Origin of the sequence: Vibrio sp. AIC-3 (assembly GCF_013114515.1) — a bacterium.
Classification (GTDB): Bacteria; Pseudomonadota; Gammaproteobacteria; order Enterobacterales; family Vibrionaceae; genus Vibrio; species Vibrio crassostreae_C.
Genome location: NZ_VTXG01000001.1, coordinates 64785 through 90218, shown reverse-complemented (window position 1 = coordinate 90218; position 25434 = coordinate 64785). Strand labels below are relative to the sequence as shown.

The 25434-nt window shown below is 44.7% G+C and carries 23 protein-coding genes; 8 read left to right on the top strand and 15 right to left on the bottom strand.

Annotated features, from left to right (window positions below; translation table 11 throughout):
* Position 1: 1 nt before the first annotated feature.
* On the bottom strand, positions 2-2392 hold the full coding sequence (locus F0229_RS00410; protein ID WP_171732028.1) for a YgiQ family radical SAM protein: 2391 nt from the start codon (positions 2390-2392) through the stop codon (positions 2-4).
* Positions 2393-2629: 237 nt separating this feature from the next.
* Between F0229_RS00410 and F0229_RS00405 the strand changes: the two genes are divergently transcribed.
* Together F0229_RS00405 and F0229_RS00400 are read left to right on the top strand one after the other, a co-directional pair.
* Positions 2630-3310, top strand: coding sequence for a hypothetical protein (locus F0229_RS00405; RefSeq protein ID WP_171732027.1), 681 nt, complete (start codon positions 2630-2632; stop codon positions 3308-3310).
* Positions 3311-3442: 132 nt separating this feature from the next.
* Positions 3443-3643, top strand: a complete 201-nt coding sequence (locus tag F0229_RS00400; RefSeq protein ID WP_010437991.1) for a DUF4250 domain-containing protein — start codon at positions 3443-3445, stop codon at positions 3641-3643.
* Between the two features lie 138 nt (positions 3644-3781).
* Here the strand turns inward: F0229_RS00400 and F0229_RS00395 are convergent, their stop codons facing one another.
* Positions 3782-4693, bottom strand: coding sequence for a LysR substrate-binding domain-containing protein (locus F0229_RS00395; RefSeq protein WP_010437993.1), 912 nt, complete (start codon positions 4691-4693; stop codon positions 3782-3784).
* A gap of 281 nt (positions 4694-4974) precedes the next feature.
* Here F0229_RS00395 and metE point away from each other — a divergent pair, with 281 nt between their 5' ends.
* Positions 4975-7338 (top strand): 5-methyltetrahydropteroyltriglutamate--homocysteine S-methyltransferase, encoded by a 2364-nt coding sequence (gene metE, locus F0229_RS00390; protein WP_171732026.1) that lies wholly within the window; start codon positions 4975-4977, stop codon positions 7336-7338.
* 92 nt (positions 7339-7430) lie between these two features.
* Here metE and F0229_RS00385 read toward each other — a convergent pair whose 3' ends face one another.
* The 6 genes from F0229_RS00385 to F0229_RS00360 form a co-directional block, all read right to left on the bottom strand.
* The gene (locus tag F0229_RS00385; RefSeq protein ID WP_017062026.1) at positions 7431-7826 is read right to left on the bottom strand and encodes a GspS/AspS pilotin family protein; all 396 of its coding nucleotides are present in this window, start codon (positions 7824-7826) and stop codon (positions 7431-7433) included.
* Position 7827: 1 nt separating this feature from the next.
* Positions 7828-8124, bottom strand: a complete 297-nt coding sequence (locus tag F0229_RS00380) for a YciI family protein (RefSeq protein WP_004741234.1) — start codon at positions 8122-8124, stop codon at positions 7828-7830.
* Positions 8125-8598: 474 nt separating this feature from the next.
* Positions 8599-8997 carry an acyl-CoA thioester hydrolase YciA gene (gene yciA, locus F0229_RS00375; RefSeq protein ID WP_017061510.1) on the bottom strand — a complete coding sequence of 133 codons (399 nt, stop codon included), beginning with the start codon at positions 8995-8997 and terminating at the stop codon, positions 8599-8601.
* Positions 8998-9185: 188 nt separating this feature from the next.
* Positions 9186-9752 carry a septation protein A gene (locus tag F0229_RS00370; RefSeq protein ID WP_017061509.1) on the bottom strand — a complete coding sequence of 189 codons (567 nt, stop codon included), beginning with the start codon at positions 9750-9752 and terminating at the stop codon, positions 9186-9188.
* A 133-nt stretch (positions 9753-9885) separates the two neighbouring features.
* A complete protein-coding gene (locus tag F0229_RS00365) occupies positions 9886-10134 on the bottom strand; it encodes a hypothetical protein (protein ID WP_017069991.1) in 249 nt (82 codons plus the stop codon).
* A 287-nt stretch (positions 10135-10421) separates the two neighbouring features.
* Positions 10422-11309: a LysR substrate-binding domain-containing protein gene (locus F0229_RS00360; protein ID WP_171732025.1), complete on the bottom strand. Its 888-nt coding sequence runs from the start codon at positions 11307-11309 to the stop codon at positions 10422-10424.
* Positions 11310-11490: 181 nt separating this feature from the next.
* Between F0229_RS00360 and hisC the strand changes: the two genes are divergently transcribed.
* From hisC to F0229_RS00335, 5 genes are all read left to right on the top strand, one after another.
* Positions 11491-12633 carry a histidinol-phosphate transaminase gene (gene hisC / locus F0229_RS00355; protein ID WP_171732024.1) on the top strand — a complete coding sequence of 381 codons (1143 nt, stop codon included), beginning with the start codon at positions 11491-11493 and terminating at the stop codon, positions 12631-12633.
* Between the two features lie 10 nt (positions 12634-12643).
* The gene (locus tag F0229_RS00350; RefSeq protein WP_032555229.1) at positions 12644-13417 is read left to right on the top strand and encodes an ABC transporter substrate-binding protein; all 774 of its coding nucleotides are present in this window, start codon (positions 12644-12646) and stop codon (positions 13415-13417) included.
* Positions 13418-13997: 580 nt separating this feature from the next.
* A complete protein-coding gene (locus tag F0229_RS00345) occupies positions 13998-14957 on the top strand; it encodes a TRAP transporter substrate-binding protein (RefSeq protein WP_017061504.1) in 960 nt (319 codons plus the stop codon).
* Positions 14958-15024: 67 nt separating this feature from the next.
* Positions 15025-15504 carry a TRAP transporter small permease gene (locus tag F0229_RS00340; RefSeq protein ID WP_017061503.1) on the top strand — a complete coding sequence of 160 codons (480 nt, stop codon included), beginning with the start codon at positions 15025-15027 and terminating at the stop codon, positions 15502-15504.
* Between the two features lie 21 nt (positions 15505-15525).
* Complete coding sequence (locus tag F0229_RS00335) at positions 15526-16833, top strand: TRAP transporter large permease (RefSeq protein ID WP_017083908.1); 1308 nt, start codon at positions 15526-15528, stop codon at positions 16831-16833.
* A gap of 102 nt (positions 16834-16935) precedes the next feature.
* On the opposite strand, the gene F0229_RS00330 is transcribed toward F0229_RS00335, so the two are convergent.
* The 7 genes from F0229_RS00330 to F0229_RS00300 form a co-directional block, all read right to left on the bottom strand.
* Positions 16936-18255 carry a dicarboxylate/amino acid:cation symporter gene (locus F0229_RS00330; protein WP_321163247.1) on the bottom strand — a complete coding sequence of 440 codons (1320 nt, stop codon included), beginning with the start codon at positions 18253-18255 and terminating at the stop codon, positions 16936-16938.
* Between the two features lie 310 nt (positions 18256-18565).
* Positions 18566-19372, bottom strand: coding sequence for a tryptophan synthase subunit alpha (trpA, locus tag F0229_RS00325; protein WP_017069986.1), 807 nt, complete (start codon positions 19370-19372; stop codon positions 18566-18568).
* On the bottom strand, positions 19372-20562 hold the full coding sequence (gene trpB, locus F0229_RS00320; protein WP_017067402.1) for a tryptophan synthase subunit beta: 1191 nt from the start codon (positions 20560-20562) through the stop codon (positions 19372-19374). Before trpB ends, trpA begins: the two co-directional genes overlap by 1 nt.
* Positions 20563-20693: 131 nt before the next feature.
* Entirely contained in the window at positions 20694-22133 is a 1440-nt protein-coding gene (gene trpCF, locus F0229_RS00315; RefSeq protein WP_171732023.1) for a bifunctional indole-3-glycerol-phosphate synthase TrpC/phosphoribosylanthranilate isomerase TrpF, read from the bottom strand.
* Positions 22134-22158: 25 nt separating this feature from the next.
* Positions 22159-23154, bottom strand: coding sequence for an anthranilate phosphoribosyltransferase (gene trpD / locus F0229_RS00310; protein WP_136977869.1), 996 nt, complete (start codon positions 23152-23154; stop codon positions 22159-22161).
* Between the two features lie 9 nt (positions 23155-23163).
* Entirely contained in the window at positions 23164-23772 is a 609-nt protein-coding gene (locus tag F0229_RS00305) for an aminodeoxychorismate/anthranilate synthase component II (protein ID WP_017063544.1), read from the bottom strand.
* Positions 23773-23774: 2 nt separating this feature from the next.
* Positions 23775-25364, bottom strand: coding sequence for an anthranilate synthase component 1 (locus F0229_RS00300; protein WP_017063545.1), 1590 nt, complete (start codon positions 25362-25364; stop codon positions 23775-23777).
* Between the last annotated feature and the right edge of the window lie 70 nt (positions 25365-25434).

The window sequence follows — 25434 nt, the reverse complement described above, 5'->3', positions numbered from 1 at the left end:
ATTAGCGTTGTGCTGCGCGCTGGCGGTTCTTGCCGTTACTTGCAGGTTTGCCACCTTGACCATTGCCCGCTTTGTTACGGTTTGGTTTGCCATTTCCGCCGCCATTACCTTGTGATTGCTGACCACCAGGACCTTTCTTAATGAAGCCAGTCGCTGGTTTACGAGCATTGCCATTACCGCCACCTTGGTTAGCATTACCTTGGCTACCGTTGCCGTTACCATTCGGCTTCTTGCTACCCGGTTTCTTACCAGAGTGGTTACGTGGGCTTTCGCCACCAAGACCTGGCTGAGATTTACTGTGCTTAGTCGCAAAGCGTTGTGAACCGTGACGACCAGACTTACGACGTTGTGCCGGTGTTTGTGCATCAAAGTCTTCTGCTGGTACTAGGCAGTTTGCTTTGTCACCAATTAGGTGCTGTTTACCCATGCTGATCAGTGCTTCACGGATGATTTTCCAGTTTTCAGGATCGTGGTAACGAAGCAGTGCTTTATGCAGACGACGTTGACGATCACCTTTCGGCACAGGAACATCTTCACGCTTCTTATATTTCACGCGTTTCAGAGGGTTAGTCTCTGAGTAGTACATCGACGTTGCATTACACATTGGCGATGGGTAGAAGTTCTGTACTTGGTCACACTCGTAGTTGTGCTTTTTCAGCCACATTGCAAGGTTAAGCATGTCTTCATCTTCTGTGCCCGGGTGAGCAGATATAAAGTAAGGAATTAAGTACTGTTTCTTACCGGCTTCAGCGCTGTACTTCTCGAACATCTCTTTGAAACGATCGTAAGTGCCCATGCCCGGCTTCATCATCAGATCCAGTGGGCCTTTTTCAGTATGCTCTGGAGCAATCTTCAAGTAACCACCAACGTGGTGAGTCACAAGCTCACGAACGTATTCTGGAGATTCAATCGCTAAGTCGTAACGTACACCAGAAGCGATCATGATCTTCTTAACACCCGGCACTTTTCTCGCAGAGCGGTACAGGTCAATGGTGTGTTGATGGTCTGTGTTTAGCTTTTCACAGATTTTCGGGAACACACATGATGGACGACGACAGTTAATTTCAGCCTTTGGATCTGAACAACCTAAACGGTACATGTTCGCCGTAGGGCCGCCCAAGTCAGAGATAGTGCCTGTAAAGCCTGGTACTTTATCTTTAATGTCTTCGATTTCATCCAGGATAGATTCTTTCGAACGGTTCTGAATGATACGACCTTCGTGCTCTGTGATTGAACAGAAAGAACAACCACCAAAACAACCACGCATGATGTTAACCGAGGTTTTGATCATGTCGTATGCAGGGATTTTCGCTTTGCCGTACATAGGGTGCGGAACACGCTTATAAGCAAGGCCAAACACGTAGTCCATCTCTTCTGTCGTCAATGGAATGGGTGCTTGGTTAACCCAAAGTTCGCGATCACCGTGACGTTGAATCAGAGCACGGCCTGAGTACGGGTTTGTCTCTAGGTGTAAGATACGGCTTGCGTGAGCGTAAAGAATACGGTCGTTGTTAAGCTTTTCGAACGCAGGTATACGAACCGCTGTTGTTTTCGCATCGTGACGAGAAGGGCGAACAGTAATTGGCTGTGCTTTGACTTCTTCTTTCTCATCTTTCTTAGTATCACATTGCGTTTCCACTTCGTACGGGTTTACTGGTACGTAAGCTTTATTTGGCTTTTCGATACGAGAAGAGTCAATGATCTTGAAGCCTTCAGGGGCCGCAGGAAGATTGATAGCAGTACCGCGGATATTGGTCAGCGTAGACATGTCTTCACCATCGGCAATGCGGTGTGCTACTTCAACCAATGCACGCTCAGCGTTACCAAAAAGAAGAATGTCAGCTTTTGCATCAAACAATACAGAGCGGCGAACTTTATCTGACCAGTAGTCGTAGTGAGCTACACGACGTAAGCTCGCTTCAATACCACCAAGCACGATTGGCGTGCCTTTGTAAGCTTCACGACAACGTTGAGAATAAACCAGAGTTGCACGATCAGGGCGCTTGCCACCTTCATTGTTCGGAGTATAAGCATCATCGTGACGTAATTTGCGATCAGAGGTGTAGCGGTTGATCATGGAGTCCATGTTACCCGCTGTGATGCCGAAGAATAGGTTAGGTTTACCTAGCTTCATGAAGGCATCTTTATTGTCCCACTTTGGTTGAGCAATAATGCCCACGCGGAAACCTTGAGCTTCAAGCAGACGGCCGATGATAGCCATACCAAAGCTCGGGTGATCGACATAAGCGTCACCAGTTACAATAATAATGTCACAGCTATCCCATCCAAGAGCATCCATCTCCTTTCTACTGGTAGGCAAAAAGGGTGCAGTTCCGTAGCACTCGGCCCAGTATTTTTTGTGTTCGTGAATAGGAGTGATATCGCTGTACATATTTCAACCTCTGATTTTTGAGGCGGGAATTATAGCGGCATGAGCCTAGACTAGCCAGTAGAACATGCCCCTGTTAGTTCTGATGTCTTTCGCCATTTTGCAGATAATGCTGACAAAAGAACCATACAACAGCATAGTTGAAGCCTTGAATAACGTCGCTAATTTGTGATTTTGATTAGTGTTCGCAGCAGTTTTTGATATTATTCGCGAAAATAAGTCTGAAGAAGTAGATCCACAATGGTCGAATCATTATTAGTACAATTTGCTCCCATGCTATTAGGAGCCCAACTGATCTTAACCCTCATCTTGGTAAAAGGGGATATTTGCCCGGGACAACGTGGTCGTATTCACAAGATGTTACCTGCGATTGGCGTGCTTTGGCTTGCTGTTGCTTCATTAAGAATTGAAGCGTTTCTTGTCGTGTTCGCGATCTTTTATTTCTATTCTCAAGTTCAAACCAAGAAGACTCGCGATTCTGGTCCTATCTGGGTGATGTACTTGGCCTGTGGTTTAGCGTTGTCATATGTTGCTATACAAGCGACTGAGCAAGCAACCGCTGTTGGTATCATTACTACTTTGCTGCTAGTGGTACTGTTAGGAGCAGCGTTTGGCCATCTACTACTGACGATTGCAAGGACACGGTTGCAGGCATTTCATCGAGTGCTTCCTGTTGTGGGCGTGCTAACCGGTATGTTGGTAGTACTGGCGACCGTCGTGAGTGTTTACTCTTTGTCTGAAGCTCAATTAGAACCTGTGATTTCCACTTTGCTATTTAGTTTTGCTTTGTTGATCTCCTCAATCGTGGTGTGGTGTTGGCATTTACTGTTCGCAAGAACGCCTGAAAAGCTTCAACTGAGTATTTCGTTGTTGATGTTATTGGTGGCCGTTGTGGGTTTAACGCCAGTTTGGGCGCTTTAATCACGCACTTTCATTAATTACGTACGCTCATTAATCACGTATTCTCTTTAAGAAGTGTGATCAGTTTTTTAGCGTGACGTTGGTAAGCGTTCTAAACTTAACTCTAGTCAGTGTGTTCGTAAGGAGTACGAGATGGATTTAAGCAACGTCAAAGGTTTCGATAGCATTATTTTGCTAGGAATCGTTAATGAAAAACTTCGCCTAGAATGCGATAGCTTTGAAGAGCTGATCAGCATGTATGAAATGGATACAGAAAGTGTTGTGGGCAAGCTCGATATGCTTGGCTATCAATACGATCCATTGACTAACCAGTTTAAGTCTTACTCGAGATAAGCTAAAGATTAGCGCATTTTTTATCGAAAATGACATGCATCGCGTGTTGTGGGTGTTGAGAGAAAAAAAGTCACAGATTATCTGTGACTTTTTTGTTTCTGACGAATCGATCGAGCTTAACTTAGCCATAAATCATCTTTAAACGACCTCTATGCCATCTAAGTGACTCTTACTTTGCTGTCTTGCCGTGCTAAAGAAAGCTTGCAGGTAACGTTTATCTTTCTCAGAGTTTCTTACCGCTGCGAACAGTCTTCTTGATAGTCCTTTGCCTAATGGCTTGCTGGCAATCAGCCCTTGTCTTGAGAATTCACTGATCGCCCAGTTTGGTAGAGCCGCTACTCCCAAACCTGCTGATACCATTTGAACTAGCATTAACGTGTTGTCCGCTTGTTTCCACTTTTTAGGTTCTACACCCGCAGGCTGTAAAAAGTGCTTCACGACATCTAAACGCTGTTTTTGAACAGGGTAGGTGAGCATGGTGAGATCGCTAAGATCTTGCGGTTCAATGCTCGCTTTTTCTGCCAAAGGTGAGTTGATTGCGGTGATCAAACGCATCTCAAAATCAAAGAGTGGTTCGTAGTGAACCTCAGAGCGAGGCTGTATATCAGAGGTGATCACCAAATCTAGCTCGCCTGCCATTAGCGCGGGTAGCGGCTCAAACCCAAAGCCTGACGAGAAATCTAGCGTTACGCTTGGCCAAGCCACTTGATATTCCTTCAAAGCAGGCATTAACCATTGGAAGCATGAGTGACATTCAATCGCCATGTGCAAACGACCATTCACATCCTCTTTCAGGCTCGCGAGTTCGTTCTCCGCTTTAGCTATTCTTGGCTGTATCTCATCGGCAAGCCTAAGCAAAATCTCACCTTCAGAGGTGAACTTAACTGGTCTAGTTTTACGTAGGAAAAGCTGACCACCGATACGCGCCTCAAGGTCTTTCAGTTGGTGAGAAAGCGCCGACTGAGTCAAGTGAAGAGAAGTTGCCGTCGCTGTTAGCGAGCCGCTGTCTCTTAAGGTAGTCAATGTTCGAAGGTGTTTAAGCTCTATCATGAGTTTTCCTCATATTCCCTAAGCCAATTCAATATTTCTTAATAATCACCCTACGGGGTTTTCTTTCATTTGTAAACGTCTAGATGTCCAGATGGATTTAATTTTTTCAGCTTTAGATTATTCAAGATGAATATTTTTAATAAACAAGATGAATATTTGGACGTTGTTCATCGTTCAGATTAGGGAGATAGTTTAGCCATCCAGACGCCTTATAAAGAACTTAAACCATAAGCTAGGCAGTTTGATCGAACACTAAAAATTATTGAATAAGGAACAGGTTCATGACTACGACAACGCATATTTTAGGCTACCCACGTATCGGCGAAAAACGCGAACTCAAATTCACTTTAGAAAAATACTGGCGCGGTGAGATTAACCAATCAGATTTAAAGCAACTCGGTAGCGAACTAAGAAATCGTAACTGGAATGTACAAGCTAAGGCGAATCTAAGCTTTGCAACTGCGGGTGACTTCGCATGGTACGACCATGTTCTAACAACGACGTTACTTCTAGGTCATGTACCTGAGCGTCACGCTGGTGGCTCTGAAGAAGAGAAAGCCTTCCCAGACTTAGATACCTTGTTCCGTGTTGGTCGCGGGCAATCACAAACTCAAATACAATCTCAAAAGCAGCCAACTTGTTGTGGCGGGAAACATGGTTCAGAAAGTGTTCAAGACGGTGCAGCTGCATCTGACATGACCAAGTGGTTCAACACTAACTACCACTACATTGTGCCCGAATTCAGTAAAGATGATTCGTTTGACGTGAGCTGGCCGCAACTGTTTGATGAAGTGAATGAAGCTATTCAAGCTGGGCATAAGGTTAAGCCAGTCCTTCTTGGCCCGCTGTCTTACTTGTACCTAGGCAAAGAAGTGGAAGAGGGCTTTGATCGCCTAAGCTTGCTTCCACGCCTGCTTACTGCCTACCAAGCGATTTTGGCTAAACTTTCCAAGTTAGGTGTTGAGTGGGTGCAAATCGATGAGCCTATCCTTTCTCTGGAACTTGAAAAACGTTGGGCTGATTCATTCAAGTTGGCTTATCAAGTGATTCAAGGCGATGTAAAACTGCTGCTTACCACTTACTTTGATTCGGTGACTGACACGTTAGATAAAATCATAGAACTGCCCGTCAATGGTTTACACATCGATTTGGCTGCTGCGCCACAACAACTCGATGAAGTCGTGAGTAAACTACCTGAAGAGTGGGTGCTGTCTGCAGGTGTCATCAACGGGCGCAATGTTTGGCGAGCAGACTTGGCTACTCAGCTAGCGAAACTGCAACCAGTGAAAGAGAAGTTAGACGATAAGCTTTGGGTCGCAAGTTCATGTTCGCTGCTGCACAGCCCAGTTGACTTAGAGTTAGAAGATTCACTTAGCGATGAAGTGAAAAGCTGGTTTGCTTTCGCGAAACAGAAAGTCACGGAAGTTAGCTTATTGGGTGCTGCGCTTGACGGCGATCAAAATGCCATATTAGCGTGTGAGACGTATAGCCAACCTATTGTTGCACGTAAGAGCTCGACTCATGTGAACAAGCCTCAAGTACAGGCTCGTCTTAGCACGATTACCAAAGCATTAGCAGAGCGTAGTGCTCCTTATGCAGAACGTGCCGCGCACCAGTCTGAGGTGTTAGGCTTACCGCTGTTACCAACCACAACCATTGGTTCATTCCCACAGACAGGCGAGATCCGTGTTCAACGTAGCGCTTACCGCACTGGCAAACTGAGTGAAGCGGAATATAACACTGCATTGAAAGGCCATATTGCGGATGCGGTGAAACGCCAAGAAGCGCTAGATTTGGATGTGTTGGTTCATGGTGAAGCGGAACGTAATGATATGGTGGAGTACTTTGCAGAAAACCTAGCAGGCTTTCAAACCACTAAGTTTGGTTGGGTACAAAGCTATGGCTCACGCTGCGTGAAGCCGGCGATTGTGGTCGCGGATATAGAGCGTGAGAAGCCGATGACCGTAGAATGGTCGACCTATGCCCAATCTCTGACCTCGAAGCAGATGAAAGGGATGCTGACAGGCCCAGTCACTATCTTATGTTGGACATTCCCACGTGAAGACATTTCACGCAAAGAGATCACTAATCAATTGGCATTTGCGCTGCGAGATGAAGTGTCTGATTTGCAAGACGCGGGCATCAACATTATCCAAATCGATGAACCAGCGATTCGTGAAGGTCTGCCATTGAAAAAGCGCGACCACGCAGAATACCTAGAGTGGGCGGTCGATGCCTTTAAGATCTCAGCGGCAAGTGCTAAACCAGAAACTCAGATTCATACCCACATGTGTTACAGCGAGTTCAACGAGATCATTGATTCAGTAGCCGCGCTAGATGCCGATGTGATTACCATTGAGACTTCTCGCTCGAACATGGAACTGCTGAAAGCATTTGAAGAGTTCAACTACCCGAATGCGATTGGACCTGGCGTTTATGACATTCACTCACCAAACATCCCGTCAGAAGAGTGGATTGTTGATTTACTTAAGAAAGCGGCAGAGAAAATTCCAGCGGAACGTTTGTGGGCAAACCCTGATTGTGGGCTGAAGACACGGAACTGGGCAGAGACGGAAGCGGCGCTGACTAACTTAGTTTCGGCAACTAAAGCACTGCGTAAAGAGTGGGAATCAACCGAGGCATAATTCAGCTTAGGATTTTGATTGCTTCATAAAACAAAGGCCTCGCATTTGCGAGGCCTTCTGGTTTTATACTTGTTCGAATCTCGAGCTAGAATCTAGCTGCTGCTCTGACACGTCTCTTTGCTGATCAACTTCTCAACCATCAGTTGTCCGCGAGTGTTGCGAATCTTGATGTTGTAAGCCAAGCCCATATCAAGGTTTGCTCTCACTTCAGAGTTGGTGCAGTAGCTATTCACACTCATGTCTACAACTTGGTTTAAAGGCTTAGCACCTTTTGCATCTTGGTTGTAGATCATCATGATTTCGATAACCGTGTTTTTTGCTAGCACGCGCATGACCGACAGTGGGCCATACTCAATCGGCAGGCCTGCAGATAAAACGCCAGCTCGGTGCTGCGCCATCATCTCTAGCTGTCTTTGTTCGTCTTGCTCACTTGAAGCACAGCCTGCAAGCAGAGCTAAAGCCAGTGAGCCAATAATCCATTTTTTCACGTTAAAATACTTTCTTGAATGGTTTTACAATCACATTTTGGTAAACGCCAGCATCAATGTACGGGTCAGCGTCTGCCCATGCTTGTGCATCTTCCAAAGAGTTAAATTCAGCAATCACAGTTGAACCTGTAAAGCCTGCTTCGCCAGGGTTATCTGAATCAATCGCTGGCATTGGACCTGCTGTTAACAGTCGGCCTTCATCGTGAAGTGTTTGTAGGCGTTCTAGATGTTGTGGGCGAACACTTAGGCGTTTTTCTAATGAATTTTCGACGTCTTGAGAAAAAATCACGTACCACATATTGAGATATCCTTATTTTACTTCTCTAAATTTGGGGCGTTTAAATTCGCTATCTTGCTAATTTACGCGAACTAATTGGTATTGGAAGGGCTAATGATAAGAAATTGTGAATTGGTGCGAGAGAGTTGTATGGTCGTTAGGGCGTGTTGACCTTTCGTGGTTAAATTTTGTTCGGGTGGGGACGCCTAGTCAAAAGCGTTTTAATCGCAGCGAGGGGGAAGTAGCCTAGTCATTCTAAGCAAATCTCCCTCAACAAAGAGTAAAACGCTTTTAGCTGAACCCTTCGGGCAGCGTTTGCTGGTCATTTCTACTACGTTATCGGCTTCTTATGGAGGCTAGCTACACATCAAAGCCTCTGCCTTGTATAAATACCCAGCAATTCGCTGCAAAAGTCAGCTCGAAAGGTCAATACGCCCTAGTAATTTCATTTATAAAAACTAAAGACCATCGGTGCCACACGCTTAATAAAAGGTGTTATTTGTTGATTGGGCGAGGCTTACCACTTTCATCAACCGCAACGTAGTTGAATGTCGCGCCACAAACCTTGTAGCGGTCGCCGATACCGTGATCAAGTACAGGCTTAACCCAGACTTCTAGGTCGATATTCATCGAGCTGCGACCAATCTTAGTGCAGTCACCATAAACACACACAACATCACCCACTGAAACCGGCTGTTTGAACTCGATACTCGATACTGAAACCGTGACTATCTTGCCGTTAGATATCTCTTTTGCCAGTATGCCACCAGCAAGGTCAAGCTGTGACATTATCCAACCACCGAAAATCTGGCCTGCTGCATTTGTATCAGAAGGCATCGCTAATGTGCGAAGAAGTAAAGAACCAATCGGGTTCAAAGTTGATTGAATAGTCATTGTCGTACTCTTAATGGTATTGATTGTTTTATATAAAAATAGATGTGTTTACGAGACTCGTGGTGGTCTAATTTTTAACGTCTTCACCGAACACAAATAATCAGCGGCCAATGATCACGAGTATCATTGGCCAATCGCATATTGATAATAATTGTATCAAATAGGGTATGAGGACTCATCCCTAAGGGCTATTTCTCGTCGGTATTTTTATCCGTTAACTCTTTCTGCTGGTCTTTTGGTAGATGCTTATAGATATAAACACCAGTGAGCAAGGTGAAGAGCAAGGTCGCGATGAGTAGACCAAACACTTTGAAGTTGACCCAAACATCCAACGGTAGGCTGAAAGCAACGTAAACGTTGAGAACGGCACATAGGGTAAAGAACAGCGTCCATGCCCAGTTGATCTTGCCCCATACCGAATCAGGCAGTGTGATCTCTTTGCCTAACATACCTTTAATCGCTGATTTGCCCATGATGTGACTGACCGTCAGGCCAATCGCAAACAGTGCGTAAACGATGGTGACTTTCCATTTAATGAAGTTGTCGTCGTGCAAGAAGATGGTCATGCCACCAAATACGGCAACCATTAGAAAGGTGATGACCTGCATTTTTTCGACTTTCTTGTAGATGAAATAAGTCAAAATAATTTGAACTGCAGAGGCAACGATCAAAGCGCCGGTCGCGGTATAGATGTCGTACATCTTATAAAGCGCAAAGAAAATAATGAGAGGAATGAAATCAAGAATTTGTTTCATGAGACACTGACTATCCAGTTAGTTGAGTTGCTGACAGTCTAACGAAAACTGTCTCGATGCTAAATAGCTCGAGACAATTGGGTGCCAATTAATTCAATCTAACCACTCATCGTGTTTAAAGAGTTGAAGCAGGTTATCGCATTGACGAGGTTTGATAGCGAGGTATCAGCTTTTTGATATCTTCAAGGTAACCTTCGCTCTTTAAGCTGTCTAAGGTGTTTTCGAGCTCTTGCTCACTCATGGCAAAACATGTCGATTTACCGGTCGTTAAGTCGAGATACTCGTGATATTCACGCTCTGTGAAGTGGCCAATTCTGTCCATTAATAGGGTTTTAATTCCATGGTGAATCAAGCCGTAATACGTATGTCTTTGTAAGGTCATAGCCTATCCTCCGTGACAAGCTGCAGTTCAAATGGTGCAACCTGCTGTATATTGGTTGGGTTATCTATGACAAAGCAATTCGAATGCCATTTTTTCCAATTGAATAGAGCGTCTCCCCAATCAAATAGAATTGAACTTCTTTTCAATTAGTTAAAGGAACGTACGTTCTATTCTCTAAACACCAATACGGGCCTGACGGAAAATAGTTTTATTTTGAGAATGGTAAAATTCTCATTATGACGATCTACTGAAGCTTTTAGGCTCCTGAATTGGCAATTTGATAACCGTTAATCGACTAGCCAATCGACTAAGGTTGATAGCGAGGCATTCTGACGGTTTTTGGGTTGTAATAGGAAGTATCCATTTCCCGAAAAGACACTGCCTTCACTCACTTTTACCAATCTACCTAAATCAATATCTTGCTTGGCCAGTGTGATGTCGCCTATGGCAATGCCAAACCCTTGAATGGCGGCGTTCATAGCTTGATCGAGTGTCGCGAATTGTTGGTTGTTCTTGCTTGAAAGGTCGTGGCTGCCTATGTGCTCTAACCAAAGTCGCCAATCACTTTGCTCATTGTTGGCGTGTAGCCAAGTGTATTGGGCAAGCTTGTGTGGCTTGATGATGGTCGATGCGTCGTCGACAAGATGGCTCTGTGTAATGCTTTGTGCTTGGCAAACGGGCGCTAGCTGCTCGTTAAACAATAATTGGCTGATAATCGATTGTTGGTTTGGCTTCTTACCATAGGTAATTACGGCGTCAAACGGATCAAAGCTTGGTTCGAAGACGTGCTTGATGGTCGACGTCAGTTCGACATCAATTTCAGGATAGGCTTGCTGAAAAGACATCAACTTAGGTAGTAGCCAAGAGGTAATACAGCTCGGTGCGTTGAGTTTGATCTTAGACGGAGAGCTAGCCACTTGATTTAGAGCCGATTGCAGCTGATGAATCGTTCCTTGTATCAGGGGAACCAGTTCTTCTCCTTTCGGCGTTAAAGACAATCCGCGAGCATGGCGATAGAAGAGATCACAGCCAAGGCTTTCTTCAAACGACAATACCTGACGACTCACTGCACCTTGCGTAACATTGAGCTCATGTGCCGCGCGTGTAAAGTTGAGGTGCCTTGCCGTAGACAAAAACGCGAGCAAGGTTTTGGTTGAAGGAAGTGTGCGATTCATATCTTTACCTATGACTTTTTATCATGGCTATTATGTGATTATTTCGATTCATTTATCAATAGTGTTCTGTTTGAATGTAAATACTTAATCATCATTTGTGATTCGATATGTGTATAAGTCACATTTTTTGAATATGAAGGCAATGATGAAGACATTGTGATTTTGTGAAAGGGATAGCTTCTTGACATCTTTTATTGATAGCTTAGTGCCTCAGGCTGTAAAAAAATTAATACCTTATCAATCGGCAAGAAGAATTGGTGGTGATGGACGTGTCTGGCTAAACGCCAATGAATTGGAAAGCTCGCTGTTTCAAGGAGAAGCAAGTCACAACCGATACCCAGACTTCTTACCACAAGATATTGCTAAGGCTTACCAAGATTACTGTGGTACTGATACTGCGACTGTTGCTGTTCGTGGTGCAGATGAAGCGATTGATTTGCTGATCAGAACATTCTGTAAACCGGCGTGCGACAACATACTTATCTGCTCTCCAACGTATGCGATGTATGAGTTTTGCGCTGATGCATTGGCGATTAATACCTTGGACTCTCCATTGCAGGAAGACTTTAGCCTGAACGTCGCTGATATTGTGAATAAGGCAGAACTGGCGAATATCGTGTTTCTTTGCTCACCAAACAATCCAACGGGCAATGTGATTCCTAAATCGGATTTGATTCAGGTACTGGAAGGCACGACTGGAAAATCTCTAGTGGTCGTCGATGAAGCGTATATCGAATTTGAACCACAAACGTCAGCTGTTAGCCTTATTGAGCGTTATCCGCACTTGGTTGTGATTCGCACTTTGTCTAAGGCATTTGGACTGGCTGCAGTTCGTTGTGGTTTTATCTTAGCGAGTCAAAATGTGATGCAGTATGTCGCGAAGCTGATTCCACCTTATCCGATGCCAGATTGTTCATCTCAAATCGTGCTCGACGCTTTGTCCGATGAACGAGTCTCAGTGATGCAAGATGCGACGCAGAATCTGGTTGAGCTGCGTAACTGGTTTGCTTGTGAGTTAACGCAGTTTGATTTCATCGAGTCTGTTTACCCTTCATCGACAAACTTCATTTTGCTGCGTCAAAAAGCTGGGCATCAAGTGTTCAGTGTCTTGGCGAAGGACGGCATTGTGACAAGGAACCAAAACCATGAACCGGCTTTGCGTAACTGTGTTCGAATCAGTATTGGTAGCCAAGAGAGCATGCTAGAAGTGATAACGTCACTTACACGTTACCAAACCGAATTAGAACAGAATCAACAAGGCAAACAAATTCAACAAGCTAAACATAAAGAAATTCAATCTCAACTCGATAAAGATCATATCTAGGATGGCAATGATGAAAAAGATAATACTAGGACTCGCTTGTGCGGCCGCTTTACTTGGTACAACGGTACAGGCGAAAGAAATCCGTTTGGCGTCGGACTTTACGTATCCGCCATTCAACTATAAAAACAGCGACGGTGTGCCTGTCGGGTTTGATATTGAGATAGCTGATGCTTTGTGTGAGCAAGCTAAACTCGATTGTACTTGGGTTTCACAAAGCTGGGACTCGCTAATTCCAAGTTTGTTGGCAAGAAAGTCAGATGTGATTATGGCTTCGATGCGTATCACCGAAGAGCGTAAGCGTAAAATCTTATTTACTGATAAGTACTACCAAACTCCAGCCGTGTTTGTTGCGGCTAAAAGCGCGGAGTTCAGCGTTGATGAGGCTGGCTTAACGGGCAAAACCATCGGTGTTCAGCAGGGTACGATTCACGATCGCTACGTAACCGACAAGTTTGGTAGTGTTGCCAACATTAAGCGTTACACAGGGCAAGATGAAGTGTATCTGGATCTGCAAAACGGTCGCTTAGATCTAACCTTCGGCAACTCAGATCAACTGTCATTGGCTTTCTTAGATAAGAAAGAAGGCGAGGGTTTTGAGTTCAAAGGCAAAGCCGTTACCGACAAAGCCTACATCGGTGAGGGTACGGCGTTAGCATTAAGAAAGCAGGATTCAAAATTGGCGAAACAATTCAATGCTGCGATTGAAGAGATCAGAGCAAACGGTACTTACGACAAGATCGCCGCTAAGTACTTCACGTTTGATATCTATGGCGCTGATTTGTAATTCGTTTAACGCCTAAAAATTAGAACACCAAAAACAAAAATCCGAGGGCTGTAAGGCTCTCGGATTTTTGTTACAAACAATTCATCCTCTCAAGCTTCTCTATATTGCCTTTATCTATTCTTGTTACCTAAATCCAACCGAAAACCTTGCCTTCATCACCTCACAAAGCACTGTTCACGACTCGCGTTTTCGATCGAGGAGACCTTCTTTGTCGTGCTCCATAACTGAATTTAATGTCTTAAAATAACATAAATAGATCGATACTCTTTTACTAAGAGATTGTTCTTAAAGCAGTTGAAAGTAATCGAAATTACAAAAAAATCCAAAGTAGAACTGATTAATGGTCTAATTAGTCCCAAATATGATTGGTATCACAATCAATTAGGTTCTCAGGCCAATAGATAAACCTTAGTTCACAAAATATACATATAGTATTGTAATACAAAATTCATAGGGTAAGAATATTGTAATGAAACGTTACTGCTATGAGCGATGTGCAATTGAACGTTAGATTTCAAACTTAGCTATAGCGTTGCATATAAAAACTGTACCTCTTACAAAATGGATTCTGGAGAAGAACATGAAAAAACACCTACTGACGATTGCAGCGGCTTCAATTCTTATGGCATTTGGCGCTCAAGCAAAAACTTTGACGTTAGGGCATGCAATGTCATTAGAAAGCGCAGCTCACCAAGGCATGGTGATCATGGCTGATAAAGTTAAAGAAAAATCGAATGGTGAACTTACGATTAAGATCTTTCCAAACGGTCAATTAGGCTCTGAACGTGACCAAGCGGAGCAAGTTGTTACTGGCGCGATTGATATGGCCAAAATCAATGGTGGGTTAGCCGAATCTTTTGAACCAACGTTTAAGGTTAATGCACTGCCTTTCTTATTCCGTGACGTTCCACATATGAGAACCTTCATGCGAAGTGAAGCTGCACAAGAGATGCTGCTTTCAAGCGAAGGTAAAGGTTTCATCGGTCTTACATTCTATGATTCAGGCACACGTAGCTTCTACGCTAAGAAAGCCATCAACTCACCAGCAGATCTAGCTGGCATGAAAGTTCGAGTTCCTGGTTCTCCAACCATGATGGAAATGGTTAACTTACTTGGTGGTAAAGCAACGCCTGTACCTTTCAATGAGGTATACACGGCTCTGCAACAAGGTGTAATTGATGGTGCTGAGAATAATATTTCTAGCTTAGTTGAAATGAAACACAGTGAAGTTGCCAAATTTTACTCTATGGACCAGCACATGATGACGCCTGACGTGATCATCATTTCTGAATACAAATGGGGTACTTTAACGGCTAACGAGCAAAAAATCTTAAAAGAAGCTGCAGCTGAGTCTCTTGAAGAGCAGATCAAAATCTGGGACGCAACAGATGAAATGAACAAAGAGAAAGGAATGAAAGCAGGCGTAACGTTTGTTGATGTTGATAAAGCCCCGTTCCGTGCCGCTGTTAAACCTATGATTGATGAAGCCAAAAAAGACCCTAAATTAGCTTCATTCATTGAAAAAATTGAAGTTCTGTAATCAGTCTTAGTGAAAATATAATTTTGCCTTGGCTTTGCTAAGGCAAAATTTTTTGAGGTATCACACCATGTTAGCAACTTTCAGAAACCTACTTGATAGGTTGATTCTTTTTGTCTCTTCTTTTGCATTAATGTTACTTGTCGTTACTGTCACTTGGCAGGTTTTTAGTCGCTATGTTTTGAATGACCCAAGTAACTGGACTGATGAACTTGCTCGTTATGCGATGGTATGGCTTGGATTATTAGGAGCAAGCTACTTATTCGGTATCAAAGGGCATTTAGCTATAACGTTATTGGATGGTTATCTTAAGGGTAAAGCGCACATAGCATTACATCTACTCATCAATATCATTTCTGGCGCATTTGTATTTCTGGCAATGCTTCAAGGTGGCATCGCCTTAATGGGAAGAACCACACAACAACTCTCTCCAGCACTGCAATTACCGATGTCGACAGTGTATTCAATCTTGCCGATTTCAGCCGTTATTATCCTCATCTATTTGGTCATGAATACGTTTGATCTTTTTTGTGAACCCAACAAAAAGTAAGTTTTAAAAGGATTCTATATTATGGATTTGTCCATTGGTGTTTGGCTGCTAGGCCTATTCTTATTCATGATCGCGATAAGCATGCCGATTGCGATTGCAATTGCCATGTCATCTTTAACCATCATGTATTTCATCTTACCGTTTGAAGTCGCGAGTATTACTGCGGGTCAAAAAATCATTACCGGTATCGATAGTTTCAGTTTATTAGCTATCCCTTTCTTTATCCTCGCGGGGAATATAATGAATGTGGGTGGCATTGCGAGTCGACTCATCAACCTTGCAAAGCTCTTGGTTGGTTGGATTCCGGGCTCACTTTTTCACGTCAACATCTTCGCCAATATGATGTTTGGCGCGGTTTCAGGATCAGCCGTTGCAGCAGCGGCTGCGGTTGGTAAAACCTTAGGTCCTGAATTAGAAAAAGATGGTTATGATAAAAACTTAGCAACAGCAGTAAACGTTGCATCCTGCCCAGCAGGCTTACTAATACCGCCGAGTAATTCACTGATCGTATTTTCAGTAGTATCGGGCGGAACATCCGTTGCGGCGTTGTTTATCGCAGGTTATGTCCCAGGTATTCTAATGGGCTTAAGTTGTATGGTCGTCGCCTATTTCATCGCTAAAAAGAAAGGCTATAAAACAAGTGCCAATGACGGCTTCACAGCGAAAGATGTGCTGAATATTGTTTGGCAAGCAACGCCCAGCTTAGGGCTTATTGTAGTGGTTATTGGCGGTATTATTGGTGGTGTTTTCACTGCAACAGAAGGGGCATGTATAGCGGTTCTTTACTCTTTTATACTGTCACTCTGTTACCGAACCCTCAAATGGGCACACTTCCCGATAATTTGTAGAGAAACCGTTCAGGTCACTGGCATTATGCTGTTTTTGATTGGTGCTTCTACCATCATGTCATGGGCTATGGCGTTTACCGGTCTACCAACCATGATCAGCGATTGGATGCTCTCTATTTCAGACAATCCAATTATCATCTTTATTCTGATGAACCTGATTCTACTGATTGTGGGTATGTTTATGGACCTTACGCCAGCCGTATTGATCTTTACCCCTATCTTTATGCCGATTGCTGAGCACTTAGGCATGCATCCAATTCACTTTGCGATGATGATTATCTTCAACTTATGTATTGGTATTGCAACGCCACCCGTTGGCACGGCGCTATTTGTGGGTTGTAGTGTCAGTGGCTCTAAGATTGAGAATGTTATAAGAAGTATCATGCCGTTTTGTGCCGTACTGATCGTCACACTGTTGGCTATAACTTTTATTCCTGAAATTAGTTTGGCTCTGCCTCGTGCGTTTGGATTAATCAATTAGTCTTACAAGGGTAAGGTTTACCGACTCAATATTAATCATTTCCTAATAAAAAACCGCCTGTATGAAGGCGGTTTTTTTATCAATCAAAACTGAAGCTTAATATTATGCTTGCTGTTTTTGTAGCTCAGCTTCTTTCGCTTCGTCTTCGATTAGAGAGTCAACGATAACTGCACATGCAGCATCACCAGTGATGTTTAGAGCAGTACGAATCATGTCGAAGATACGGTCTAAAGCGAACAACAGAGGTAGACCTTCGATAGGGATACCAGCTGCTAGAAGAACCGCAACCACTAGGAAAGAAGGACCTGGCACACCCGCTTGACCAACTGCGCCAAGCGTAGACGTTACGATGATAGCAACGTAAGCACCCATAGACAGGTCGATGTTGAACAGCTGTGCGAAGAAGATAGCAACTAGGCCATAGTAAATTGCGTTACCAGACATGTTGATCGTCGCACCAAGTGGCAGAACGAATGAAGCCGTAGAGTTACGAACGCCAAGTTCTTTCTCTACCGTTTCCATTGTTACTGGCAGTGTCGCCATTGAAGATGCTGTTGATAGTGCAACCGCTTGAGGCTTCTTCATTGCCACTAGGAACTTCTTAGCAGAAGTCTTAGTGAAGATTTGAATCATTAGCGGGTAAGCAACAAAGCCGAAGATCAGAATCGCAGCGATGTAGACAACGAACAGTTTGAACACAACCATAAGTGCGCCAAAGCCGAATGTACCCACAGCTTCTGCCATTAGGCCGAATACGCCTAGTGGTGCAATGATCATAACCTTGTTGATCATCCAAACCATAGCGTCAACAATCGCGTTTACGCCATTGATGATAGGGTCACGTTTCTCTTTCGCTTGTTTAGAAATCGCAATACCGAAGAATAAGCAGAAAACTAGAATTTGCAGAATGTTTGCTTCATTCAGTGATTGGAAAACGTTGGTCGGGATCATGCCTGTGATGGTTGCCCAGAACGTTGGAAGTTCACCTTTCGCAGCGTATTCAGAAGAGAACATGCCTTCAACGCCAGAAACATCGATACCACGACCTGGTTCGAATATTTCACCCATTACTAGCGCTAGTGCTACAGCAAGTGCAGACGTTAGTGCAAAGTAACCTAGAGTGGTCACGCCCACTTTACCTGCTGATGAGCTGTTGCCTAGACCAGCAGCACCTGAAATTAGGGCAACCGCGACTAGAGGGATAACCAGCATCTTGATCAAATTGATGAAGATAGCACCCAGTGGAGCGAACATAGTTGCGCTGTCACCCATCATCGCACCGACTAGGGTACCGATGATCATTGCAATAACGACTTGAACGCCGATGTTGCTTAGTAAACTCTTTTCTTTTAACACTTCCATAACCTCTGTGCTACTAAATATAAAAATCCCAGAACTACTCACCAATGTACGATGTACCATTGGATTAATATTTCGCGAGAAGTTTTACACGTATCCTTTACATTTATCAATATGAGCAGAGATGAAAGAACACCAAAAAGCAGTAATCAAATGTCATTTGATGATTTTTCACACTAAAGCAAACGTTTGCTTTTTGATTTGTCATTATTTTTATAAATGGTGGTGATATTTTGGTGAGGTATTATAGATGTGCTACAGGTTTGTATGAGGTGTTGTTTTTATCAGAAATTTAACAATTGAGAGGGTTTGGACGTGTTCTCGGAGAAAAACTCCCACAGCGCAAATTATCGCACTAGTGGGAGCCTATTTATTATTTTTGCGTTGCCGCTTTCATTGGCGTAACAAACTCAGCAAGTGCTTTAAGCATTGCTTCTGGTTGTTCAACGTTGTTTTCAATGATTTTCACAACCGCAGAGCCAGAGATAGCACCAGCAGCGCCAGCTTCGATGGCTTCTTTTACTTGCTCAGGAGCAGAGATACCGAAACCAAGCAGTGCTGGTGGCGCATCAAACTTGTTCAAACGGTCAAGTAGGGCTGTCACAGGCATGTTTGCTTTGGTTTCTGCACCCGTTACGCCAGCACGAGAAAGTAGGTAAGTGTAACCACCACCTAGCTCAGAAACCGATTGAAGCGTCTCATCACTTGCTGTTGGTGGAGCAATAAAGATTGGGTGAATACCAAACTTCTTAGCTGCAGCAACAAACTCGCCACTCTCGTTGGTTGGTACATCAGCAATCAATACTGAATCGATACCTGCATTCGCACAACGCTCGTAGAAGTTCTCGATACCACGTGCGTACACCAAGTTTGCGTACATCAGTAGGCCGATTGGCAGATCTGGGTATTTAGCACGAATTTGACCAATAAGATCAAAACACACATCTGGCGTTACTTTTGAATCTAACGCGCGAATATTTGCGCCTTGGATTGTCGGGCCATCTGCAAGCGGATCGGAGAATGGAATACCAAGCTCAAGTGCATCAGCACCCGCTTCAACCAAAGTTTCCATGATCTTAAGCGATTGCTCAGGGTTAGGATCGCCAACTGTTACGAATGGTACGAATGCGCCCTGATTCTTTTCAGCTAAGCGAGTGAAGAGTGATTGATAGCGATCCATTATAATGCTCCTTTCTCTTTAAGAATGTCGTGTACAGAGAAAATGTCTTTGTCACCACGGCCAGATAAGTTAACGACTAATAGCTGTTCTTTCTCTGGGTCGTCATGAGCCATTTTAACAGCATGAGCCAAAGCATGAGATGACTCTAGCGCTGCGATAATACCTTCTTTACGTGCAATCAATTGGAACGCTTCTAGCGCTTCGTCATCGGTCACGTTGTCGTATTCAGCACGGCCAATGGCATTTAGGTGCGCGTGTTGAGGACCCACTGATGGGAAATCTAGACCCGCAGATACAGAGTAAGACTCTTCTACTTGGCCGTTCTCATCTTGCATCAGTGGTGCTTTCATACCGAAGAAAATACCTGTTTTACCGTGTTTAAGTGGTGCGCCGTGTTGGTCGGTATCAATACCTTTACCAGCAGGCTCTACACCGATTAGGCGTACAGACTCTTCTTCAATGAAATCTGCGAACATACCGATAGCGTTTGAACCACCGCCGACACAAGCGATAACCGCATCAGGAAGGCGACCTTCACGAGCTAGAATTTGGTTCTTCGTTTCTTCACCAATCATGCGTTGGAAATCACGAACAATCGTTGGGAATGGGTGAGGACCCGCTGCAGTACCCAATAGGTAATGCGCGTCTTCATAAGTTGCAGACCAGTCACGTAGTGCTTCGTTACACGCATCTTTTAGCGTTGAAGAGCCAGAATGAACAGGGATAACCTCTGCGCCCATTAGCTTCATACGGAACACGTTCGGGCTTTGACGTTCAACGTCTTTTGCACCCATGTAAACACGACACTTAAGACCTAGTAGAGCACACGCTAGAGCCGTTGCCACACCGTGTTGGCCTGCGCCAGTTTCAGCGATGATTTCCTGCTTGCCCATACGTTTTGCTAGCAATGCTTGGCCAAGTACTTGGTTTGTCTTGTGAGCACCGCCGTGAAGTAGATCTTCACGCTTTAGGTACAGTTTTGTTTTTGTACCTTTTGTTAGGTTGCGTGCTAGTGTTAGCGCCGTTGGACGACCAGCGTACTCTTGAAGAAGCGTCATGAATTCGCTGCGGAACTCAGGATCGGCTTGTGCATCGATAAATGCTTGTTCAAGTTGGTCTAGTGCTGGCACTAGGATCTGCGGTACGTATTGACCACCGTATTCACCAAAGTAGGCATCGAGTTTAGCCATTGTGTTATTCCTTCAATTCTACTGATGTGTATTCACACCAAGTCATTTAATCTTGTTTGAGCTTCGCAAAAGGCAAAGCTCACAAATATGTTTTTAGTTTCTGCTTTCTAATTTCTAGCGCCGAGTTTGGACTAGTAATTGCGAATCGCAGCAAAAGCACGCTGCAGCTTGTCTGCGTCTTTTTTACCTGGAGCGGATTCAACGCCAGAGTTTAGGTCTAATCCTAAGCAACCCAACTTAGCGGCTTGGTTAGCATTTTCTGGGTTTAGGCCACCCGCCAACATGATTGCGCTATGGTTGTTGATTAGGTTCCAATCGAACACTTGGCCTGTGCCACCAGTTTGAGAACCCACTTTAGTATCTAGCAGGTGACGAGTCACGTTGCTTTCCAGTAATTCTGGTAGCGAGCTCTCAGCATCGGGAGCAACACCGTAAGCTTTCCAAATCTCAACGCTTTCAGGTAGTGACTGTTTTAGCTCATCGACAAACGCTTGAGACTCATCGCCGTGCAATTGCACAGCGAACAGGCCTAGCTCAGAAACCGTTTTCGCAACGTCAGTAACGCTGTGGTTTTGGAACACACCCACGTAGTTCAAAGGTGCGCCGCTCATAGTCAAACGAGCCGCTTCGATATCCACATGACGCTTAGATGCTTCAACGAATATCAGACCACCGAATACCGCACCAGCTTGATAAGCCTTTGCTGCATCGTCAGAGTGAGTTAAACCACACACCTTGTTTTCACCCAGTGTTACTTTGCGTACCGCAAGCTCGAGGTTCTTCTCTGCCATTAGAGAGCTACCGATTAGGAAGCCATCTGCAAACGTTGAAAGGTCACGAACTTGTTGATGTGTGTAGATGCCAGACTCTGAAATCACAACTGCGTTTGGAGCCAGTTCGCGAATCAGCGGCGCCAACTCTTTAGTACGGTTCAAATCAGTCGAAAGGTCACGAAGATTACGGTTGTTAATGCCGATCACCTTAGCGTTTAGAGCGACTGCACGGTGAAGCTCTTCTTCGTTGCTGACTTCGGTCAATACACCCATGTTGAGTGAGTGAGCGACTTCCGCCAGCGCTTTGTACTCTTCGTCATCTAATACCGATAGCATTAGCAAGATAGCATCAGCTGAGTAATGACGAGCTAGATACACTTGGTAGGTATCAACCATGAAGTCTTTACACAGGATAGGCTGCTTAGCAATGCTGCGAACTTTAGGTAAAAACTCAAAGTCACCTTGGAAGTACTTCTCGTCTGTCAGCACAGAAATCGCGTTTGCGTGGTTGTTGTAAACAGACGCAATGTAGTCGAGGTCAAACTCGTCACGGATTAAACCTTTTGACGGAGAGGCCTTTTTACATTCAGTGATGAAAACCGTTTGTTCTCCGCTCAGAGCGTCATAAAAGCTGCGGTCTGTTGCAGTTAGTGACGCTTTAAACTCGTCTAATGGTTGAGTCTGCTTACGCGCTTCAACCCATTGGTATTTATCACGAACGATTTTTGCTAATACTTCCGCCATTTCAGCTTCTTTGACTGAAACGTGGGTCGACAGTTTATCGGTAGTCTGTGTCATGTTCTTTGTCTCAATTCGTCGTTCGTTAGGCGTGTGCAGCAAGCTTATGTACAAGCTCGTACGCTTTGCCAGAGTTCATCGCGTCAATCGCTTGCTGAGCGTTGGCTTTTAGGTCTTCGTGACCAAATAGACGCATCAGCAGAGCTACGTTGACTGCCACTGCGCCAACTTGAGCATCAGTGCCTTTACCCGTCAGGATATCAGTTGTGATGGCTTTGTTCTCTTCTGGCTCGCCGCCCTTAATCGCTTCAAGAGGGTGAGTGTTCAAACCAAAGTCAGCCGGAGTCACTGTGTACTCGTGAATCTTGCCATCTTTAATCTCAGCAACGATAGTCTCGCCGTGAATCGCTACTTCATCTAGGCCGCTACCGTGCACAACAGCTGCACGCTTCATGCCCATTTGCAGCATGGTTTCTGCGATAGGGCGTACCAGCTCTTTGCTGTAAACACCCATTAGCTCGATGTTAGGGCGAGCAGGGTTAATCAGTGGGCCAAGAATATTGAAGATAGTGCGCGTTTTCATTGTTTGACGAACCGGCATCGCGTGACGTACACCAACGTGATATTGCGGAGCAAATAGGAATGCTACGCCAAGTTCATCAACAGCCGTACGTGTGTCTTCAGCTGTCATCGCTAGGTTGATACCGAACGAATCCAGTAAGTCAGAAGAGCCTGATTTGCTCGATACGCTGCGGTTACCGTGCTTCGCGACTTTTAAGCCACACGCTGCGGCAACAAATGCAGAAGTCGTCGAGATATTGATGGTGTTGTGACCGTCGCCACCTGTACCTACGATGTCTGCGAAATCGTAATCAGGGCGCGGGAACGGGTTTGCATTCGCAAGTAGTGCTTTTGCTGCGCCTGCAATTTCATCGGGCGTTTCGCCTTTGATTTTCAGTGCAGTTAGCGCAGAAGCCATCAAGATTGGGTCTAGTTCACCCTTGATGATCACATCAAATAACTGTTGGCTTTCTTCTTGAGTAAGAGACTGCTGTTCGTAAAGTTTATTAATCTGTTCCATGATCGTTTCCTATTTTCCAGTCTTTTCAAGGCGAAGAGGTTTCTCAAGAGCCCATTCGATAGCGTTTGCTAGAAGCGTTGCACCGTAGGTCGTCATAATTGATTCAGGGTGGAATTGGAATCCACACACCTTGTCTTGTTCTTGAACCACAGACATCACCAAATCATCTACTTCAGCGGTCACCGTTAGGCTATCAGATACATGCGTTGCCACTAAAGAGTGGTAGCGAGCGATAGCCAATGGCGAAGGTAAGCCTTGGTAAGTCGCATGGTTTTGGTGTTCCATCATCGACACCTTACCATGAATGATTTCGCCAGCGCCTGCAACGGTGCCGCCATAGGCTTCAACAATCGCTTGGTGGCCTAAGCAAATACCAATCATTGGCACTTTACCTTTTAGAAGCTGAATCAGCTCTGGCATACAGCCCGCATCTGCTGGAGCGCCAGGGCCTGGTGAAAGCAGTGCAACAGGGTTGTCTAGTTCGTTGATCGCCGCTTCAACTACTTTTGCAGGAATGTTGTTACGGTAAATTTTTACGCTGTGACCTAATGAACGAAATTGGTCTACAAGGTTGTAAGTGAACGAGTCGAAGTTATCGATGAATACAATATCAGCCATGATTACGACTCCTTCTTATTTGTTAGGTTCTTAGTATGAGCTGCTTGAATCGCTGAGATAACCGCTTGTGCCTTGCCGCGAGTTTCATCGGCTTCTGCTTGTGGGTCTGAATCGAATACCACACCAGCGCCAGCTTGTACTTGTGCTACGCCATCTTCAACGTAAGCAGAGCGAATTACGATACAAGTATCTAGAGTCCCTTCACCGGTTAGATAACCGACTGCACCACCGTAGCTACCACGACGCGTTTTTTCTACGTCACGAATAAGCTGCATTGCGCGGATTTTTGGTGCGCCCGTTAGCGTGCCCATGTTCATACAAGCTTGGTAAGCGTGCAGAGCATCTAAGTCTTCACGGAGCTGACCAACAACACGAGAAACCAAGTGCATTACATGGCTGTAGCGGTCTACTTTCAGTAAGTCTGCTACGTGGCGAGTGCCAGCTTCGGCAATACGTGCCACATCGTTACGCGCTAGGTCAACTAGCATCATGTGCTCGGCGTTTTCTTTCTTGTCGGTACGCAGTTCAAGCTCGATACGGCTGTCTAGGTCGAAATCGATTTGACCGTCAGGGCGCTTACCACGACGACGAGTACCAGCAATCGGGTAGATCTCGATTTGGTTGGTTTCTGTCTCGTATTTCAGCGCGCTTTCTGGAGATGCACCGAACAGAGTAAACAGCTCGTCTTGCATGTAGAACATGTAAGGGCTTGGGTTGCTTTGTTTGAGTTCTTTATAAGCCGCCAGTGGGGCAGGGCAAGGTAGAGTGAAGCGGCGTGAAGGTACCACTTGGAATACATCGCCTTTAACTACGTACTCTTTTAAATCACGAACCGTTTGGCAGAAGTCTTCATCTGAAACGCTAGGTACAGCTTCAACGTTGTCTAACGGCGTTACTTCAGTGATGGCTTTCAGGGACTGACACTGAGTTTGAATGTCGGCTAGACGGTCAGTTAATTGCGCTTTGATGTTGTCATCTTGAGCAAATAAGCTCGCGTGAAGTAGGCCTTCGTTCTCTTGGTGATCGAAACGCAATAGTGTTTCAGCTACGTAGAATACAAAGTCAGGACAATTGTTGGTTGCTTCAGCATCACCTAGTGGCTCAAAGTTTGCCACGATGTCGTAAGCGAATAAGCCCGCCATGAATAATGCGTGTTTGTTATCCGCGTCTTGCTCAAAGCTGTGCTGAACCAAACGCAGTGCATCGAATGAAGAGGCTTCTCTTAAACGTGAGTCTTCGTCTAATTCGTTGCTTGGTTCGATAAAAGTCAGCGTCAAAACGTTATCAGTAAGGTCAGATTTAATTTCTGCTTTCACGTTTTGAGTGAGATGTTCGATAAGCGCTTGACCGTTTTCAGTCAATGCTTGAAAGGTTACTTCATGTCCGCGACATACGATGCGAACAGCAGAGTCGATAAGGAGTAGGCTTGTCAGGTTCTGTTTAGATTCAATCTCGGCAGATTCCAACAAAAGACTATCAGTTTTGTTTTCACACAAAGTATGAAAAACGCTGGTTGGATCTTGCGAGTAAGGAACTGAGGAATTGATGACCTCAATGGTTCCCAGCTTTTTGATTTCAATGGCCTTGTTCACAAGACCTCCTTTATGATTCTTTAAATTTCCTGCCGTACATAGTCGCATAAAGATACCTTTCACCCAATCT